The sequence below is a fragment of the Segatella maculosa DSM 19339 = JCM 15638 genome (genome assembly GCF_000382385.1).
GTDB classification, from domain to species: Bacteria; Bacteroidota; Bacteroidia; order Bacteroidales; family Bacteroidaceae; genus Prevotella; species Prevotella maculosa.
In genome coordinates, this window is sequence record NZ_KB908323.1 from 62293 (window position 1) to 79362 (window position 17070).

The window sequence follows — 17070 nt, forward strand, 5'->3', positions numbered from 1 at the left end:
CGCAAAGAAACAGGGCAAACGTCCCGATAATGATAAAATCAGAATGAAGTTATGAAGAAAGAAATATCAAAAATCGTCTTCCTGACCGGTGCAGGCATGTCGGTTGAAAGCGGATTCAAGACCTTTCGCGGCAGCGATGGGCTGTGGGAGAACTATCCTGTGGAGCAGATTGCAACGCATCATGGCTGGGAGAGAGACCCTGTCTTGGTGACTAACTTCTACAACATGCTGCGCCGCAAGCTCTGGAAAGCACAACCCAACGAGGGACATCGACTCATCAAACAGCTCGAAAGCAGCCATGAAGTGACCGTTGTCACGCAGAATGTGGACAATCTTCACGAGAAAGCTGGCTCTAAAAACGTTATTCATCTGCATGGAGAACTGTCGAAAGTGTGCTCAAGCAAGGCTCCCTACGACCCTCATTTCATTGAGGAACTGACGCCGGAACACAGCGATGTGGAACCGGGAACACTGGCTAAGGACGGCAGTTTGCTGCGTCCTTTCATCGTGTTCTTTGAAGAAAGTGTCCCAATGATAGAGCCTGCAGCCCGTGAAGTGGCCGAAGCAGACACCTTTATCATCATCGGAACGAGTCTCAATGTCTATCCCGCTGCAGGCCTCATACAGTATTGTAAGCCCGGAATTCCAATTTACTTGATAGACCCGAACCCCGTGAACATGACCGAAAGTAGGCATATCAAGCAGATAACAAAGGGAGCAAGCGAAGGTATGAAGGTGCTGATGGAAAGCCTGTAGCATACAGCTCGCCCGAAGTTCTCGCCCACTTTTCTCACCATAAAGCCTGGGAAGAGACCTCAACGACCGTCATTTTCACTTATGCGCAAGATTATTCACATCGACATGGACGCTTTCTTTGCCGCCATTGAGCAAAGAGATTGCCCCGAACTTCGCGGCAAACCGATTGCCGTGGGCTATGACGGTGTGCGCGGTGTCGTGTCGACAGCCAGCTATGAGGCCCGAAAATACGGCATACATTCGGCCATGTCGATGCAAACGGCCAAGCGATTGTGCAAGAATCTGATTGTCGTTGAAGGCAATTATCACCATTATAAAGAGGTGTCGACACAGCTTCATACCATCTTTCATGACTACACTGACATTGTAGAACCTATCTCTTTGGACGAAGCTTTCCTTGATGTTACGGTGAATAAAAAGGGATTTGAGCTGGCCGTTGACATTGCAAAAGAAATCAAACAACGCATCAAAAGCGAGCTAAATCTCACGGCTTCGGCTGGCATTTCCTACAATAAACTGCTGGCAAAGATAGCTTCTGACTATCGAAAACCCGATGGAATATGCACCATTCACCCTGATAAAGCCCTTGAATTTGTGGCAAAACTGCCCGTGGAAGACCTATGGGGAGTAGGCAAAAAGACGGCACAGCGCATGCATTATATGGGGATTTTCAACGGAGAACAGCTGCGGTCGTGCTCGCTTCAGCATCTTATTACGATGTTCGGAAAGGCAGGTCCGTCGTTCTACAACTATGCCCGAGGCATCGATGAGCGTGAAGTCATCACCGATCGCACACGGAAATCCGTCGGTTGCGAGCACACTTTCATTGAAGACCTCAGCCTTCCTTCGGCCATACTGATTGAACTTTACCACCTTGTGGTTGAGCTTTCGGAACGTATTCACAAAGGAAATTTCGAGGGAAAAACGCTGACTTTGAAAATCAAGTACGGCGATTTCAAGCAGATAACACGCAGCATCACGGTGCAAAATGTGCTGAAAAGCAAGGAAGACATACTGCCTTTGGCCAAGCGATTGCTGCACCTTGTCCGCTATGACAACGCACATACCATCCGCCTTATGGGACTTTCAGTATCCAATCCGGGCGACGACGGAACCTCAAAGCGGCCGGAATGGATACAATTGGAGCTGGAATTCAAGGAATGGTAAACAGGACTTCTCCGTATTCTGCATGCCAAAAAGCGATAACAGGAGTGAGAAAAGTATCCCACTCCCATCATTCCGCACTCCAGCTTTGCTTTTAAAGCACGTAAACAAGGCTAACGCTCATCACACCGCGCCCGTCGTCGGAGACAAACTGATAGTAGGTCTCAGCATTGAGGTGCAGTTTGTCGGTGAGATTGAACTGCAATCCGCCGCCAAGATTAGCGCCAAGTTTGGTCGAACTCGTGCTGCCTGCGGGGCCATCATAGCTGGCTCCCATGATACCTACACCGCCTAAAGGATAGAGTTTGAAGCGGTCGGTCATGTGGAAAAGGTAATGCAGGTTTGCATTTATATCCCATGCGCTGACATCATTGCCATCTTTCGGATAGAAATTCATCGTCAGTTCCGGACGAAAGTGCTCATCGAAGTTATAACGGGCCACTGCTCCTATTCCGAAATGAGGTGCATCTGTGCCATAATTCAACTTTCCACCCACCTCAAAAGTCTTGGTCTGGGCAAATGCTCCCATGCTCATGAGCACGAGAGACAGGGTAAATAATAACTTTTTCATGTTGTTTTTAATAAGTAAGTATTCTATAATTAAACGTCTATATGTTTCTTTTTAATTCTCTATTCTTGACTTTATGGGGTTCATCTTTTGTCATATCACAAGGTCTCCACCCAACCATTGAAAGGTAAGGTTGTGAGTTTTTCCATCACTTTTCTTGAGTTGAAAGGTCATTTTCCCATCTTTTACCGTGTAAGGTGCAGTGATTTCCTGTTTATCAAAGTGCAAAGTAATCGTTCCTTTGCCTGTTGTATAGGTTCCTCTGTACTTGACATCCCAGTTCTTCCCAATCTTCTTACCACCTGAAGTCGTAGTGCCATTATAGGTATAATAGGCACAAGTGCCATCAGGCAGCAGTTGATAAACATAATAATCTGGCTCTGTTCCGTCGTAATGTCGTACGGTTGCAACGCCGGAAGCATTCAGATAGGCATCTGTCTCAATGCCCCATACGCCGAGAACAGACTGGTCTTCTTCGTCTTTGCTACAACTTGTCAATACGCCAAGTACCAACATTGTCAGCATGATCACAGACATTTTTGAAATAAACTTCTTCATTTTATAACGCTCTAACTATTGGTTTGCCCCGCTTAATGATGCGTCCTGACTTTCAATCTTACACCCATTATGTTTCTTTCCTTGCTATGGTGCATAATGGTCGCCTCATATTAATGTTGCAAAAATAAACTTTTTTATTCACTTTGCCATTCTTTATACGGTTAAAAAGCGTTATCAAGAAAAAGCGGAACAGGCTGAAACGGCTTTGAGAACATGGGGCGAAGCTGTTTTTTTTACGGTATATGACCACGAAAAAGCCCCGTCCCGGTGAGGAGACGAGGCTATAATGATTTCCTTTTACTGCAGCACAAGACTATAGCAAGCGTCTATTTCAGAATCTTTTTGCTGCTTTTCCGGCTGCCGTTTGCCATGGTTTCTACCACAAGCACCACACCTTTGGCTTGTGCATCACAGGCCGTTCCGTCGAGATAAAAGTAATGTGTGCCGACAACGTTACTCTCATTGGCGGCCAGGAGGCTAAGTCCGGTAGTGGTAGATGATGGCGTGGAGGGGCCGAAACCACCCATTTCATTGGCTACCCTTACGGTGTAGGTTGCCCCTTTTACCACCTCTTCGAGTGCATATTGTCGGGCATTGGTAATCGTAAGGAGTTCATCGTTCTTGAAAACCGCATACGATGGCGTGCCAATGCTGCCCGAGGCAGCAGTCCATGAAAGCGTTTTTCCCTTGAGTGTAACAGTAGGTGAGGTTACTTGTGCAGCCAAAACAGCGGGCTTCCAATCGGGGAATACCTTGTCGAGTGTGAACAATGAAACCGAATCAGCACTCATTGTGGTGTCGTAGGTGAAGTTTCCTGTACCGTGAACGAAAGTCACATAGTTGTGAACGGGCGTGAGATTGGCCCCTTGTTCGGTCTTCGAACCAAATTCTTTGAATTGATATGCCGCAACATTCATACCGCCGACGGTAAAGCGCTTGATGGCTTTTCCGTCGTTGAGTGGGGCATCTGTCATCGTTGTTCCTATCCATGCGACTTTCGATTTGCCTCCCCAACTGCGTCCAAGCGAGTAACCTTCTTCGTTAAGATTGGTGATTTTGCAGTCGCGCATCACGTAACCATAGTGGCAATTATCGGCCGGATAAGGGGCCGCTATCACGTCTGTTCCACCTTTATTGCTGCGTGGTTCGTTGACAAAGTTCACTTTGTTGAAGAAAACATCGCCACTTCCGCACACATAGTCAACGGTTCCATGGATTTCTCCTCCCTCAAAATAATACTGTCCGTCGCCATTACTGTAGTAAGTATCCTGATAAGAGAGCAGCCGAACGGCCTTGCAAATGGTGCGATTCCCCTTATCTTGAATGGCAACCGCACGTCCTGCAGACCCGCTATTATAGTAATCGAGTGCGTTCTGAACGGTCAAATCCTGCAGATAAGTGTTGTTTCCTGTAATCAAAAGTGTGGCAGTTGTCGCGATACCTTCATTGGCAACAAGTGGTTTGTTTCGAATGATTGTCTTCTCTGTGCTTGCACCTATGAGCGAGATATTGTTGCCGTTGATGGGTGTGAGTACCGTTTCTCCGAGGTCGTATGTGCCATTTGGAATGAAAATCTTGGTGCGTTTGGCACCTGCTTTGACGTTAGCAATGGTCAAAGTATTGAGCAAATGGTCGGCATCTCCGGCCTTGACGACATAATAACCGGCCTCGTTCTGTGCGATAGGATTGGCCTGTGTATTGGCGATTGTGACGGAATGAAGATAGCAAGCTTTGTCGAAACCGAGGCGAAGCACATCGGCTTCACCACGGTACTCATAGCAGATGAGACCGCCGTCTGTGTCAGTTTTGGCCGCAAGTGAGGCCAGTTGGGCGCCTTTACTGTTCTTGATGATGATGTTACCGGCCGAATATGCACAGCCCGATAAAAGAATATAAGCGTCTCCACCGACAAGAAGTTCAACATTATCCGATGGTCCGAAGACCCAACCATGCTGTCCGTCGTGGAACTTTGCCGTTCCTTTGCTGTTGAAAGCCTCGTGATCTTCGTCGTAGAAATAGCGGTCGGTGAGGTTGAAGACATATCTTTTCGTAGTACTCTTCACCTCTTTTTCGGTGGCAAGGGCATGGAGAGCGAGGTCGGAAGTGACCTTATCTTCGATGTTGAACTTGCGATTCCCGGAGCCCGAGGCAGCTGCAAACCAACCGCGAAAAAGGCTACCCGAAGGCACTGTCACGGCCGAAGCGGAATAGGGAAAGGCCGCAATGGGGGCGTCTTTCTCAACTTTTTGCGTGCCGATAAGGCTACCGTCGGTATTATAATAGGTGAGGGTGAAGTCGGATTTCCATTCAAAGAAAATCACATAATCAGCTGTTGTGCCACCTGCATCGACCCGAATTGTGACCTTTGTTCCTTTCGCTGTGGGTGCATAGGTAACGCCTTTTACCGTTCCGTTCTCGGCAACAACTTCAGTCAAAGGGTTGGTCTGCGACACCATTTGCTGCTTTTTTGAAATGTCAATCGTGGCTTGCAGCGTGCCATCAGCCTGTTCTTTGAAGCGGTCGGCAGCCGTGAAAGCCGTTCCATTTGCCTTGAATGAGCCCAAAACAGGCTTGGAACTCATATCCACTTTGCCATAGATGACGAGTTCAAAAAGATAGGCATTCTGGTTCGTTGTGAGGTTCGTAAAGCGCAATTGACAGTTGGTTTTATTTACATCTACGTCCACATCGGCTCCCGTAATAGGCTCGGCCGGACCGTTACTCAACGTAACCCAATCGGCATCTCCTGCACCTTTCGCCTCTAATTTCCAGCCACGTTGACTGCCCGTTGCACCGTGTTTGAAGTGTACTTTCGTGATATTTTGCAGTGCGGAAAGGGTCACCATGGGCGTCGAACGCTTTGAGGCCATGAGATAACCTCCCTTCCACGACGGAAATTTGCCGGCGTTCTTGTTCGTCGAACTCACCTCCGTATCGACGATGGTGAAGCTGAACGGCTCGTGACTATAACTTGTTTTAGCATTCACGACGCTTGCCGTTGTAGAAGCCTTTGCGTTGGTCCAGTCGCTGAAATCGGTCGTATAAAGTACCTTTTCAACCCCTTTGACGTCTCCCGAAGGGTCAGACGGATTGACAAGTTGCACCGTTCGGCCACTGTAATAGTCGAGCCCTGCGACCTTATTGCACGCAGGATAGTATTCAGAAACGGGTGTCTCGGCCTCCTCGTTCTCCTTTTTCACGAGCGCTTCCACCAAGCTGTTGGCATACACTTCAAGGTTGGTATAGTAGCCATTTGGGTCGATTGACGTTGCAAGGGCATCGTTTGCAGCGTTCGGATTCAGCCCATTTGCGGTCTCCCACACATCGGGAATGCCGTCCAAATCAGTGTCGAACGCATCGGAACGTTTGCCGGTTGGGAAGTTCTTTTCAGTGTAACCATCTACGTCACTCACGATATCTATGATGCCTGCCCGGCCCGTCCTGCTTCCCGAAAAGGTGGCCGTTCCGTCGGTAGCTTCCTTGGAATACCTCACATCTACGTTGTCGCGGAAGAGCGAAGCGCCTGCATAAGCCAGCACTTTTCGATAGGCTTTCTCTGCACTGTGCGTGGTGATGTCTCCCGAAGCGATGGGCGCAGCCAGTTTGATAGGCACATATTGCCGGCCATTATAGGTCTTGTGGGGTACGCCTTGATAGTAGTCTGCACCGTCGAGTGTGTAATGTTCACCATCAATTAGCTGCACACCTTTGTCGAAAGTGACCCCACTCCAATCATAGTTCTGCGCCTTTGTGCCCGCAGCCTCAACGAAATTGCCACGGATGTAATAGCGACTTGCCATGCCAACCATGTCGCCCGTGGTCGAATTTCCAGCCTCTCCGACACTGATTTCCGTTACTCTTCGGGTGTTTTTTGTAGCAGGTCCGGCCTTATAATAGTTGTTAATAATGTTGATTTGTCCCCCTCCGGGACCGCCATAGCAGCCGTTTCCGTTCCCCCAATTATAGAGAACACAGTTGCGAAAGTCCACATTTTCGGCCATGACCGTATTGACCCAATGATACGAAGTGAACTGAAAATTGTTCGAATATCCGTCCCATCGGTAGCGAGCTCCATTGAAACGAGGGGCCCGATTATCGACACTTCCGATGTAATTATGGTGGAAACTGGCCAGCTTTCCGCCCCAAATTCCACCGTAACCATGCGCACCTTTGTCGTGTCCGGCATTGGTTAAGGCCTCGCCAAGCATGCACCATTGCATCGTGAAATTATTATTGTCATAGAACGATGCCAGCTCATCAATGCTCCAACTCACCGAACAATGGTCGATGATAACCCCCGTGAGGTTGCAGTTCCAAAGGGCATCTGCCCCGTCATTGACATTCTTTTCCTGCCCGCGACGAAAGCGAATGAAACGGATAATGTTGTTGGAAGCAGGCCGAACCGTGTAATAGCGCAACGTGATTCCGGGATAAGGAGCCGTTTGTCCCAGTATGGTCGTGTTCTGACCAATCTTAAGTTCCGATGCCAAAGCAATGACACCACCCACGTCGAACACCACAATCTTCTTGGAATTTCCGCTTACTGCCGCCCGAAAAGAGCCCGTTCCGGCATCGTTAAGATTGGTGACATGGACGACTTTTCCGCCACGTCCGCCCGTAACATAGCGTCCGTGACCTTCTGCACCGGGGAAAGCTGGGGCCTGCGCCCATGCAGATTGAATAAAAAAAGCACCGAGAAAGCCGAGTAAAATGACACTCAGACTGCGTTTTGTCTTCTTCATTTGTCAATGATAGTTAATGGATTGTAACGGCAAATTTACGTTATAAAAGTCAAAAGCTCAAATAATCGCGGGATTAATCCTTAAGTTTCCTACGTAAACGTTTTCAGCATCAGCTGCTTTCCTCGCGTTTCCGAGCCGATAAAATGGCAGGAAAGAAGATGTAGGAACACACGGCTCGCACGTCCGCCCAAGTTGAATAGAAACGCAAATACGTGTTCGTTGAAGCGTGAAGCTCAGGCCGCGCGGCTCCACACACATTCAGATTGATAATCAACGACTTATGTCTTGCATTCCAATCTCAGCCATTTTACCGCGCAAAATGGCCCATATTACCGTGCAAAATGGCTGGAATAAGCCTGCAAAATGGCTCATATCGGAATGTTGTTTCAAGCAGTGTTGATATTAACGGGCCAGCAATACCTCGCCTGCCGTTTACACCTTATTATATAGAACCCCTTTCTCTACATTAGACTTTGCCCGCTATAAAGAGGAAAGCGGCATCTTGCAAGGTTGCAAGATACCGCTCATTTATTTTTAAAATCACTCTCCTTATCCAGGAAGGCTGATTGCCTCGTTGGGGCAAACATCAGCACATGTGCCGCATTCGGTGCACATTTCGGGGTTGATAGAATAGATGTCGCCCTCTGAAATAGCTCCCACCGGACATTCATCAATGCATGTACCGCAAGCGATACAGTCGTTACCAATTACGTAAGCCATAACTTTAAAATTTAGATTTCATAATGTTTTTGTACCATGTAGCAAATCTTGTTCCTCAATTTGTACGATGCAAAGGTATAAATAATATTCAGAAATACCTACTTTTAGGTACTGTTTTTTATTCAATTTATACAAATTCTTGATTAAAATCATGCAATATAGTGCGCGGGATGCCGTTTATGGAACAGATGAAGAAGAGATTTCAGCTGTTAATGTTCCTATTGTGGACTGCCGAAATAACGGCCGTTGCACAGCAAAGAACGGTGCAGAACCGTCCTTACACGGACTTGCGGCCCTTTCATTTGGGCATTTCCGTGGGCTTGCATGTGCAGGATTTGGAGTTTGTCAACATCGGAGAGCAAACCGTTGTGGCCGAGGATGGCACGTCAAGCAGGCAGACCCTAACGACCGATCAAGACCGTTTTGACATGGGATTCAACGTGGGTGTGCTCGCTGAAGCAAGGCTTTCGGAGCACTTCCAACTGCGTATTGCCCCCACAATGTACTTCGGTTCGCGTCATATCCTGCTGCACAATTTGAGCGTTCTTGCGCCAAACGGCAGTCCAACGGAGCGCAGACAGACCATGAAAACGGTGTATGTTACGGCCCCGATTGACTTGATTTTCGCGGCACCACGGTTCAATAACCATCGTCCTTACGTGATGGCGGGTCTCACACCGGCCGTCAATCTAAGCGGAAAGGACAACGATTACGTGAAACTGAAACGCTATGACGCCTTCGTTGAAATAGGAATGGGTTGCGATTTCTACCTGCCTTTCTTCAAAATAAGGCCCGAATTGAAGTTCATGTACAGCCTCGTCAACAGCTTAGACAGCAAGCATATCAACCGTATGGAAGACAAAGGAATGCTGCCCTACGCCCGTTCGGTGAGCGATGCACGCGCAAAGTTGATCGTACTTACCTTTTACTTCGAGTGAAACCGAGTTTCAGTTTGCCCACGAAGATCGCGTTCTTGCCCTCGTGGTCCACGGGAACTTCGCGGCCGTCAAGGTCTTTCACGTAGCGAAGTTCTTTGAAAAAGCTGTGCGAATGTCCGCCAAGTACGAGGTCGATTCCACGCGAACCGGCAATCACCATCTGGTCGCCCATGCCCGTTTCTTCCCAACCAAGGTGAGAAATGCAGATAACAAGATTACACTTTTCCTTGCCCCTAAGCACCTTTACCATGTCGTTGGCCACGCGAACGGGGTCGAGATACTTGATGTTTCCATAGTTCTTGGCAGCCACAAGTCCATCAAGTTGCGGGTCAAGAGCAAACACTCCGATGCGGATTCCCTTACGTTTCAGCACGATATATGGCTTGACAAGGCCATCAAGGGCCGTGCCCCGAAAGTCGTAATTGGAGCAAATAATGGGGAAGTTTGCCTGCTTGAAGAGGCGAACCATGTTGTCGATGCCGTAGTCGAACTCGTGGTTTCCGATGGTGCCTGCGTCATAATGCATGCGGTTCATCAGGCCAATCTCTACGTCTCCCTTGAAGAGTGTATAATAAGGTGAGCCTTGTGAGAAGTCGCCGCTGTCGAAAAGCAACAGTTCGGGGTCTTGTTTTCGCTCCTCCTCAAGCATGGCAATGCGACGAATGAAGCCTGCCCGACCGGCAAAAAGCGTGTCGGCAAGGTTCTCGTTCAGCGGGAGAATGCAGCTATGTGTGTCGCTGGTGTGAAGAATAGTGAGCTGCTTTTGAGCATAAAGCGTTAAAGGCATGCACGTCAAAAGCAGGCCGAAGCAGGCCAATCTAAAGGCGTTTCGCTTGTATCTGTATTGAAATTTCTGCATTGTTTTCAGTATTTAGCGTTGTTATTTCACGATGATGCGGCCTTCGACCTCGCGGCTTACGGCCTTTCCTTGGGCCATTTGGTCGCGGAAATAGTTCATGATGATGAAGCGGACATTGTTTTCCTGCGTCTGAGGCGAGACCACATCGGTCCCCGATTTGAAGGCTTCGAGCTTGTCGTTGCCCTGCGCCAGATAGTCGAGCGTAGCCACGCGGTAGGTCTTATTGTCGTCGATGGGCTCGCCATTGAGCCTGCAATCGAGGAGTTTCCGGCCGCTAATGACCAAGTTAACGCCATGACTGACACCCTCACCACCTGTTGATGCTATCTGCTGGAAGAGTTCCTTAACCTTTGTGCCCGTCAATGTGAGGAAGCAAATCTTGTTTTCGAACGGCGCAACGTCCACAACGTCGCCGTAGGTCACGCGGCCTTTGGCGAACGCCGCACGTATGCCACCCATGTTATAGACGGCAAAATCCACGCGCTCTCCATAGCTTTTGCCGCCCCATTGCAGTATATCGGCAAGCAAATTCGACAGCGAACTCTCCGGCTTTCCGGCCGCCATATAGGCCGAAACCTCGCCCACGACGGGGCTCATGATGCTGTCTACCTTGTGTTTGTAGGGCGCAAGGAAAGCTTGAGCCTCCGGTTCCGGACGGGCATCATAGCGTTTATCAATCAAAATACGGCTGCGGCTGACGCTCGTCAGCTCGTAATGTTGCTTGCAGGATACCAAGGCAAGCAAGGCCGAAACAATGAAACATGTGACAGGTTTCTTATACATCATCTTGTAATTTGTTGTCACAAAGTTACTTCTTTTGGGCGGAAAAAAGAAAGAATAGTGTTAAAAACGAAAAAAACAAAGCGCCGAAGCGTCATTATACCATCTTTTTTCGTAACTTTGCACCGCTTTTCGGCGTAACCGCTGGCAGCAGAAGAGTTGCTTGGCCATGTTGCGTTGGGCGCAAACAAAATTTAATTTCAAATAAAAATGGATTTAATTAAAGTTGCTGAAGAAGCATTTGCAACCGGAAAAAAGTTCCCTTCGTTCGGTCCCGGCGACACCATTAGCGTGGCTTATAAGATTGTCGAGGGCACTAAAGAACGTATCCAGCTCTACCGTGGCGTAGTCATCAAGATCTCGGGCCACGGAGACAAGAAGCGTTTCACGGTTCGCAAGATGTCGGGCACCATCGGTGTGGAGCGTATCTTCCCGATAGAGTCACCGAACATCGACTCCATCGAAGTGAACAAACGCGGTAAGGTTCGTCGCGCCAAGCTTTATTATCTTCGTGGGCTCACGGGTAAGAAGGCTCGTATCGCCGAGAAGAGAACCACCACTGCCGCAGAATAATCGGCAAATCGTTCGCAATGAAACAAAAAGAGGTTGTGCTCACGGGCATAGCCTCTTTTTATTTGGACTTTGAACATTGAAGTTTGAATTTTGAACTTTATGATGAACGCTCTTTTTTGTAAACGTGGGGCAAATCATAAAGCCGGGAAAACACGCCCTTTTCATTAGCATGAAACGTTTTTTCATCAGGAGGAACGTCCTTTCTGTAGTGAAACGACGCTTCTTTCATCAGAGAACAACATTTCTTTTACCAGATAGAAATATTTTTATATCAGAGGGAAACGTTCTTTCCATAGGCATTCCGTTCCTTTTCCTCCTATCCCTTTTGAATTATCTCCGTGGAGAAAAATATTTTTCTCTATGGAGATAAATTCTTTTCTCCACGGAGATAAGGATTTTTCTCCACGGAGATAATTCAATTCCGTCCGTATCAAAAAGTGACGCGAACCGTTGGAAATGGAAATGCCTCGCCTTTGTTTCGGGCTTCGACCAGCAATAAAATTTTTAAATACAGGGAAACGGGGTGTCCGAATAGGGACGCACGGGTCGTTCGTCCCTAATAAGTAGAAAGGAAACAGAAGAAAAAAATCGGCCGGGGAAGTGACTCGGCCGATAGAATGAACTTACCACGCGAAGCGGAGCGTGCGTTGCTGTGCGCCCGTTTCGGTGTAGATGAGCATGAGGGGATAGCCCGCGTCGCTCAACCGCCAGTCGAAGCTGCCGCGAAGTTCGTCTTTCTGCGTGACGGCCACGGGCAGATGGCTGGGGGCTTTGCCGAGTATTCCGGCGTAATAGGCGTAGCGGAGCCGGCCGATGTCTATTCCGGTGAAATCGTCGAAGAGCATCAGGCAGCCTTTGTTTGCGAGCGGTGCAGACGTGGCGGCCGTGTGATAGACGACGTGCAGCGGTTCTTCTCTGACACCGCTCGTGGAGTTGGTGATTTGAACGATGTCTCCGTCGAGGTAGTCAATGTTGATTTCTTTCTTTGCGCCGGCATAATAGGCGTAAGTGAGGCGGTCGTCTTTGTCGTAGCTGAACGCCCAGCCGTCGCTGTAGGGCTTCTCTTCTTTTCCGTCGGTGGTCTTGTAGACGGTTTCCATGCAGCGTCTGACGAACCCTTTGGCGTTGAGGAAGAGCGCATAGACGTATCGGCTGCTGCCTTCGGTGACGGTCATCATGACGCCGGGCATGCGAATGCCGCCGCGATAGTAACGCTCGCGGTATTCGAACACGGCTGTCGGGCCGTTGTCGCTTGTGATGGAAGCCACGCGGCCGTCCTTGTTGGTCTGCAATGTGAATTCGCCGACCTGCCGGGGCAGTCCTCCGGTGAACACGACGCGCGGGTTGACGTCGGTGCCTGCAGCTCCGTCGTCGTTGACTTCGTTGTTGCCGCTGCACGAGGTCAGCAGTGTTGCAACGAACATTGTGAGGGCCGTCAAAGCCCTACCTATGTTCTTCTTCTCTTGCTTATTCATTATCATTCTTGAATGTCTGTGAAGGTTCAAATTGGGTCATAAAGACCGGGTGCAAAGGTACGACAAGTTATTGAATAAGCAAAGCGTTTCGCGAGCTTAATATCCGAACAGGTTCATCACTTTTTCTATGACAGGGGCCATATCATAGTATTTATACTCGGCGAGTCGGCCGCCGAAGATAACGTTGGGCTCTTGTTCGGCAAGGCTTCTGTAGCGTTCGGCCAATGCGTTGTTCTTGTTGTCGTTGACGGGATAATAGGGTTCGATGCCCGGTTCCCATTCGGTGCTGTATTCGCGGCTGATGACCGTGTGGGGATTGTCGTAGACCGCTTGACCGAACAGCTCGAAATGCTTGTGCTCGATGATGCGGGTGTAAGGCACGGCGGCGTCGGTGTAGTTGACGACGGCGTTGCCCTGATAATTCGGCGTGGGCTTTACTTCGGTCTCGAAGCGCACCGTTCGAAAGTCGAGACGGCCGAAGCGGAAGTCGAAGAACTCGTCGAGCTGTCCCGTGTAGACAATTTTGTCGGCCACGGTTGCCCAATATGAACGTTCGCGGGCAAAGAAGTCCGTGTCGGTCTTGGTTTCTATGCCTTGAAGGAGTGCGTCGATGAGTTTGTTGTATCCGCCGATAGGAATGCCTTGATAGCTGTCGTTGAAGTAGTTGTTGTCGAAAACCATGCGGACAGGCAGGCGCTTGATGATGAAAGCCGGCAGCTCCGCACATTTCCGTCCCCATTGCTTTTCGGTGTAGCCTTTGATGAGCTTTTCGTAAATGTCGTTACCAATCAACACCTTTGCCTGCTCTTCAAGATTGCGAGGTTCGGTTGTTCCTTCGCTCTTCATCTTGGCCATGGCTTCTGCCTTTTGCTCGTTCAGTTTGGCAAGCGCCTCGTCGGGAGTGGTAACGCCCCACATCTGATAAAAGGTGTTCATGTTGAACGGCAGGTTATACAGCTTGCCCTTATAATTGGCCACGGGCGCATTGGTGTAGCGGTTGAATGGAACGATGGCGTTGACGAAGTCCCACACCTTTTTATTTGAGGTATGGAAAATATGAGCACCATATTTATGGACGTTGATGCCCTTGATGTTCTCGCAATAGACGTTTCCGCCGAGATGCTGCCGCTTGTCGATGACAAGACAACGCTTGCCTTGCTTGTGGGCGAAGTGGGCGAAAGTGGCTCCGAACAAGCCTGAGCCGACGATAAGATAATCGTAAGGTTTCATATCAGTTCTATTTATAATGCATTCAGCCGATAGACGAAATAAGGTTTCCCGTCGGCATCAAACGACACGCGTTTATATCCGTTAAAGGTCAATGTCCTATTAGATATTATGTATAAAGGCCTTTCTTTCTCTATATATTTGTTCTGAACTTCCATTTCATCACTGAGATTCAAATTAAGATGACAGAAGTTCTTGCATTCGGGAATACTGCCACAAACGGTATAAACGCCAATATCCATAATGCCATATTCTATCATGACAGGAGGAGTTTCCCTTCCTTCCATAATAATGTCTCTTATTTTGAACGTCGGGCTATCCATACCGTTAGATAGCAGTCCCCTTGTCGTGTCAAATTTAATGAATACGCCGAGGACCAAAGCTATAAATAAGAAGGCCGGATATAAGAACCTTTTATTATTGCCCGCCTGCAATAATTTGCTTCTTGAGCACCAACTTCTGACCATCAATAAGGAGAATGGCGCGAAGATTACGAGCGGTAACACGTAATATCTTATTGGGTTTCCGACAAACAGCGGCACGTATGCAGAGAGAAAACAAACGGCACAACAACAGAGCAGCCTTTTGTTCTTTTGCGAAATGAGCGCTATCAGAGAACCTATAAACATACATACCAAGACAGGATTGTATAGAATCAGTTTAACGCCGACCAATTCATTATGGACAACACGTGGCAGTGAGCCATGATATTCAGAAGTAGTACCATAATGAAAGATGTTGTCGTAGAAATATACGGTCCACATATCTGCCAAAGCATGGTTGAAGGCGAAATAACAGACAACGCCCAAGGACAACGGTATCAGTCCCATAAGGAAGAAAGCCGCGCTCCGCAACAGTCCTGCATAGTCTTTATTGCGGACATAGAAGAACAAGTAGTAAAGAGGAAGTCCGATGAACAGGCCTACGATTGTGTACTTTATCCAAAACACACACGACGCAAGAAAGCCCAAGAGGAATGCGTCCTTGCCGGCAAGGCTGCCTACCTTTTCCGACTTCAAGCCTATGTAAAGCCCCATAGAAAGGAATGGAAGACAGAACTCCTCGGCACTTGCGCCCTGCTCGAAGCTCCATGCGCTGTAGACTCCTAAGGCCAACAACGGTACATAATACAAGATTTTCCTATCCGTGAACAGCAACAATGCCTTATAACTGTATAACAGGAATACGAAACCAGCGATAAGTTCCAGCACGTATACGCCAAAGAAAGACCTGAAAGAAATCAAGGAACCGATGCCGTAAATCAGATGTAGCAGCAATCCTTTGTGGTCCATCAGGTCTCTGTAGGGCACTTTGCCGCAGAAAACAGATTTACCTACGGTGAACATGCAGTTGGCGTCCACCCATGAATTGAACGGATAAAGGAATGAAGACGTTGAGAATATCGTCACGGCAACAAAGGCGATGGCAGCAATAATGAGTATTTCTCGCTTTGTAACCTGCTGAATGGAAGAAGTTGTGAGCACGTTGTCGTCTAATCTTTTGTTTTTCTACATACTTCCCGGCTGACTTTCCAAAAGTCGCTGATGGCCTTCCAACCAATCTTCAGGATTTTCTTCGGGTTTATGGAGTTCACACCGCCTTGTCTCGGCTTGAACGTGATGTCAATGTATTTAACCCGCTCGCGGAACTTGCTGAAACATGCGGCAAGAACAGCATTAGGAAGATTGAAGTCCGACGGCATCAGGTTGATATACTTCTTTACTACAGATGCTTTCATCAGGCGGAACGGCGCATTGGCATCGGGAACCCACACATGGAAGAACAGCCACACGTAAGAACGCAGCACGTTCTCGACCATCTTTCGGTCTTTTCCGTCGCCACGGACAGGACGGCAGCCCATCACACAGTCGTAATCGCGACTCGCTTCCAAGAAAGCCGGGAATTCATCGGGATTGGTCTGGCCGTCGGAGTCAGTCTGGAAGATGAAGTCGGCACCTTGTTCTATGGCATATTTATAGAGATAAATAACCGTAGGACCATGTCCCGAGTTCGGCTTGGAAAGCGGGATAAACTGCGGATATTTGTCTTTCAGACTTTCCATGATCTCCATAGTTTTGTCTTTACTGCCATCATTGGCAATGACAAGACGGCTATCCGCACCTGCCTTCTCCACTACGGGATACCACCGACCGATAGTCTCTGCAATATTCGCCTCCTCATTGTACGCGGGAAGCACAAAGAAAATTTTACTCATTATTCCCCTTTTATTTTAGTTGGTTTGAACGTAACGTACTTATTGATTAAGAACTGGACGACAACGACCAATACTATCGACAGCAATTTGGATAGAATCTTGTTCATTGACAGTTGGCTGATGCAGACCCAAAGAATAAGACTACTCAACAACATTCCGCATAAACCGACCGTCAGGAATATCGAAAAGCGTCTCTTCGTCTTGTCCTTGACTTTGAAATTATAATTACGGTTAAGCGTAAAACTCGTGATGATACCGCCCAATACGGATATGCAGTTTGACAGGATATAATGCCAGCCGAAGACCGTAACGAAGAGCGTGTACAGCAAGAAATCAAGTCCCGACGAACAAGACCCTATGATGCCATACAAGATCAGGTCGCGGAATTTCTTATAAAATCTCTGTACGATGCTATTATAGACCATATGCAATGCTTTAATTGTGACCAACCGTTACAATGTTCGTAGCGTCAAGAACATGTTTCAGTAAACGCTT

15 protein-coding genes are annotated in these 17070 nt (G+C 48.2%); 4 read left to right on the forward strand and 11 right to left on the reverse strand.

From position 1 onward, the window contains the following. Positions 1 to 51 precede the first annotated feature (51 nt). Together H164_RS0106315 and dinB are read left to right on the forward strand one after the other, a co-directional pair. On the forward strand, positions 52 to 756 hold the full coding sequence (locus H164_RS0106315; protein ID WP_019967846.1) for an SIR2 family NAD-dependent protein deacylase: 705 nt from the start codon (positions 52 to 54) through the stop codon (positions 754 to 756). Between the two features lie 81 nt (positions 757 to 837). Next, complete coding sequence (gene dinB, locus H164_RS0106320) at positions 838 to 1923, forward strand: DNA polymerase IV (protein ID WP_019967847.1); 1086 nt, start codon at positions 838 to 840, stop codon at positions 1921 to 1923. A 91-nt stretch (positions 1924 to 2014) separates the two neighbouring features. Here dinB and H164_RS0106325 read toward each other — a convergent pair whose 3' ends face one another. The 4 genes from H164_RS0106325 to H164_RS0106340 all read right to left on the reverse strand — a co-directional run bounded on the left by H164_RS0106325 (position 2015) and on the right by H164_RS0106340 (position 8508). Then, on the reverse strand, positions 2015 to 2491 hold the full coding sequence (locus H164_RS0106325) for a porin family protein (RefSeq protein ID WP_025829938.1): 477 nt from the start codon (positions 2489 to 2491) through the stop codon (positions 2015 to 2017). 90 nt (positions 2492 to 2581) lie between these two features. Then, entirely contained in the window at positions 2582 to 3046 is a 465-nt protein-coding gene (locus H164_RS0106330; RefSeq protein WP_238315181.1) for a hypothetical protein, read from the reverse strand. A gap of 326 nt (positions 3047 to 3372) precedes the next feature. Then, positions 3373 to 7788, reverse strand: coding sequence for a pectinesterase family protein (locus tag H164_RS0106335; RefSeq protein WP_019967850.1), 4416 nt, complete (start codon positions 7786 to 7788; stop codon positions 3373 to 3375). A 549-nt stretch (positions 7789 to 8337) separates the two neighbouring features. After that, positions 8338 to 8508: a 4Fe-4S binding protein gene (locus H164_RS0106340; protein ID WP_019967851.1), complete on the reverse strand. Its 171-nt coding sequence runs from the start codon at positions 8506 to 8508 to the stop codon at positions 8338 to 8340. Between the two features lie 188 nt (positions 8509 to 8696). Here H164_RS0106340 and porT point away from each other — a divergent pair, with 188 nt between their 5' ends. Then, positions 8697 to 9446 (forward strand): type IX secretion/gliding motility protein PorT/SprT, encoded by a 750-nt coding sequence (porT, locus tag H164_RS0106345; protein WP_025829936.1) that lies wholly within the window; start codon positions 8697 to 8699, stop codon positions 9444 to 9446. Here porT and H164_RS0106350 read toward each other — a convergent pair. Then, entirely contained in the window at positions 9427 to 10305 is an 879-nt protein-coding gene (locus H164_RS0106350; protein WP_025829934.1) for a bifunctional metallophosphatase/5'-nucleotidase, read from the reverse strand. The two genes, porT and H164_RS0106350, sit on opposite strands and share 20 nt — an antisense overlap. A 21-nt stretch (positions 10306 to 10326) precedes the next feature. Then, positions 10327 to 11088, reverse strand: a complete 762-nt coding sequence (locus tag H164_RS0106355) for a 5'-nucleotidase C-terminal domain-containing protein (protein WP_019967854.1) — start codon at positions 11086 to 11088, stop codon at positions 10327 to 10329. A 207-nt stretch (positions 11089 to 11295) separates the two neighbouring features. On the opposite strand from H164_RS0106355, the gene rplS reads away from it, so the two are divergent. Beyond that, entirely contained in the window at positions 11296 to 11658 is a 363-nt protein-coding gene (gene rplS / locus H164_RS0106360) for a 50S ribosomal protein L19 (protein WP_019967855.1), read from the forward strand. A 623-nt stretch (positions 11659 to 12281) separates the two neighbouring features. Here rplS and H164_RS0106365 read toward each other — a convergent pair. The 5 genes from H164_RS0106365 to H164_RS0106385 all read right to left on the reverse strand — a co-directional run bounded on the left by H164_RS0106365 (position 12282) and on the right by H164_RS0106385 (position 17000). Next, positions 12282 to 13133 (reverse strand): DUF4595 domain-containing protein, encoded by an 852-nt coding sequence (locus H164_RS0106365; protein ID WP_019967856.1) that lies wholly within the window; start codon positions 13131 to 13133, stop codon positions 12282 to 12284. A 96-nt stretch (positions 13134 to 13229) separates the two neighbouring features. Beyond that, entirely contained in the window at positions 13230 to 14363 is a 1134-nt protein-coding gene (gene glf / locus H164_RS0106370) for a UDP-galactopyranose mutase (protein WP_019967857.1), read from the reverse strand. 11 nt (positions 14364 to 14374) lie between these two features. Next, entirely contained in the window at positions 14375 to 15844 is a 1470-nt protein-coding gene (locus tag H164_RS0106375; protein ID WP_019967858.1) for a hypothetical protein, read from the reverse strand. A gap of 8 nt (positions 15845 to 15852) precedes the next feature. Next, positions 15853 to 16575, reverse strand: coding sequence for a glycosyltransferase family 2 protein (locus H164_RS0106380; RefSeq protein ID WP_019967859.1), 723 nt, complete (start codon positions 16573 to 16575; stop codon positions 15853 to 15855). Further along, positions 16575 to 17000: a GtrA family protein gene (locus tag H164_RS0106385; protein ID WP_008564739.1), complete on the reverse strand. Its 426-nt coding sequence runs from the start codon at positions 16998 to 17000 to the stop codon at positions 16575 to 16577. Before H164_RS0106385 ends, H164_RS0106380 begins: the two co-directional genes overlap by 1 nt. Positions 17001 to 17070 lie beyond the last annotated feature (70 nt).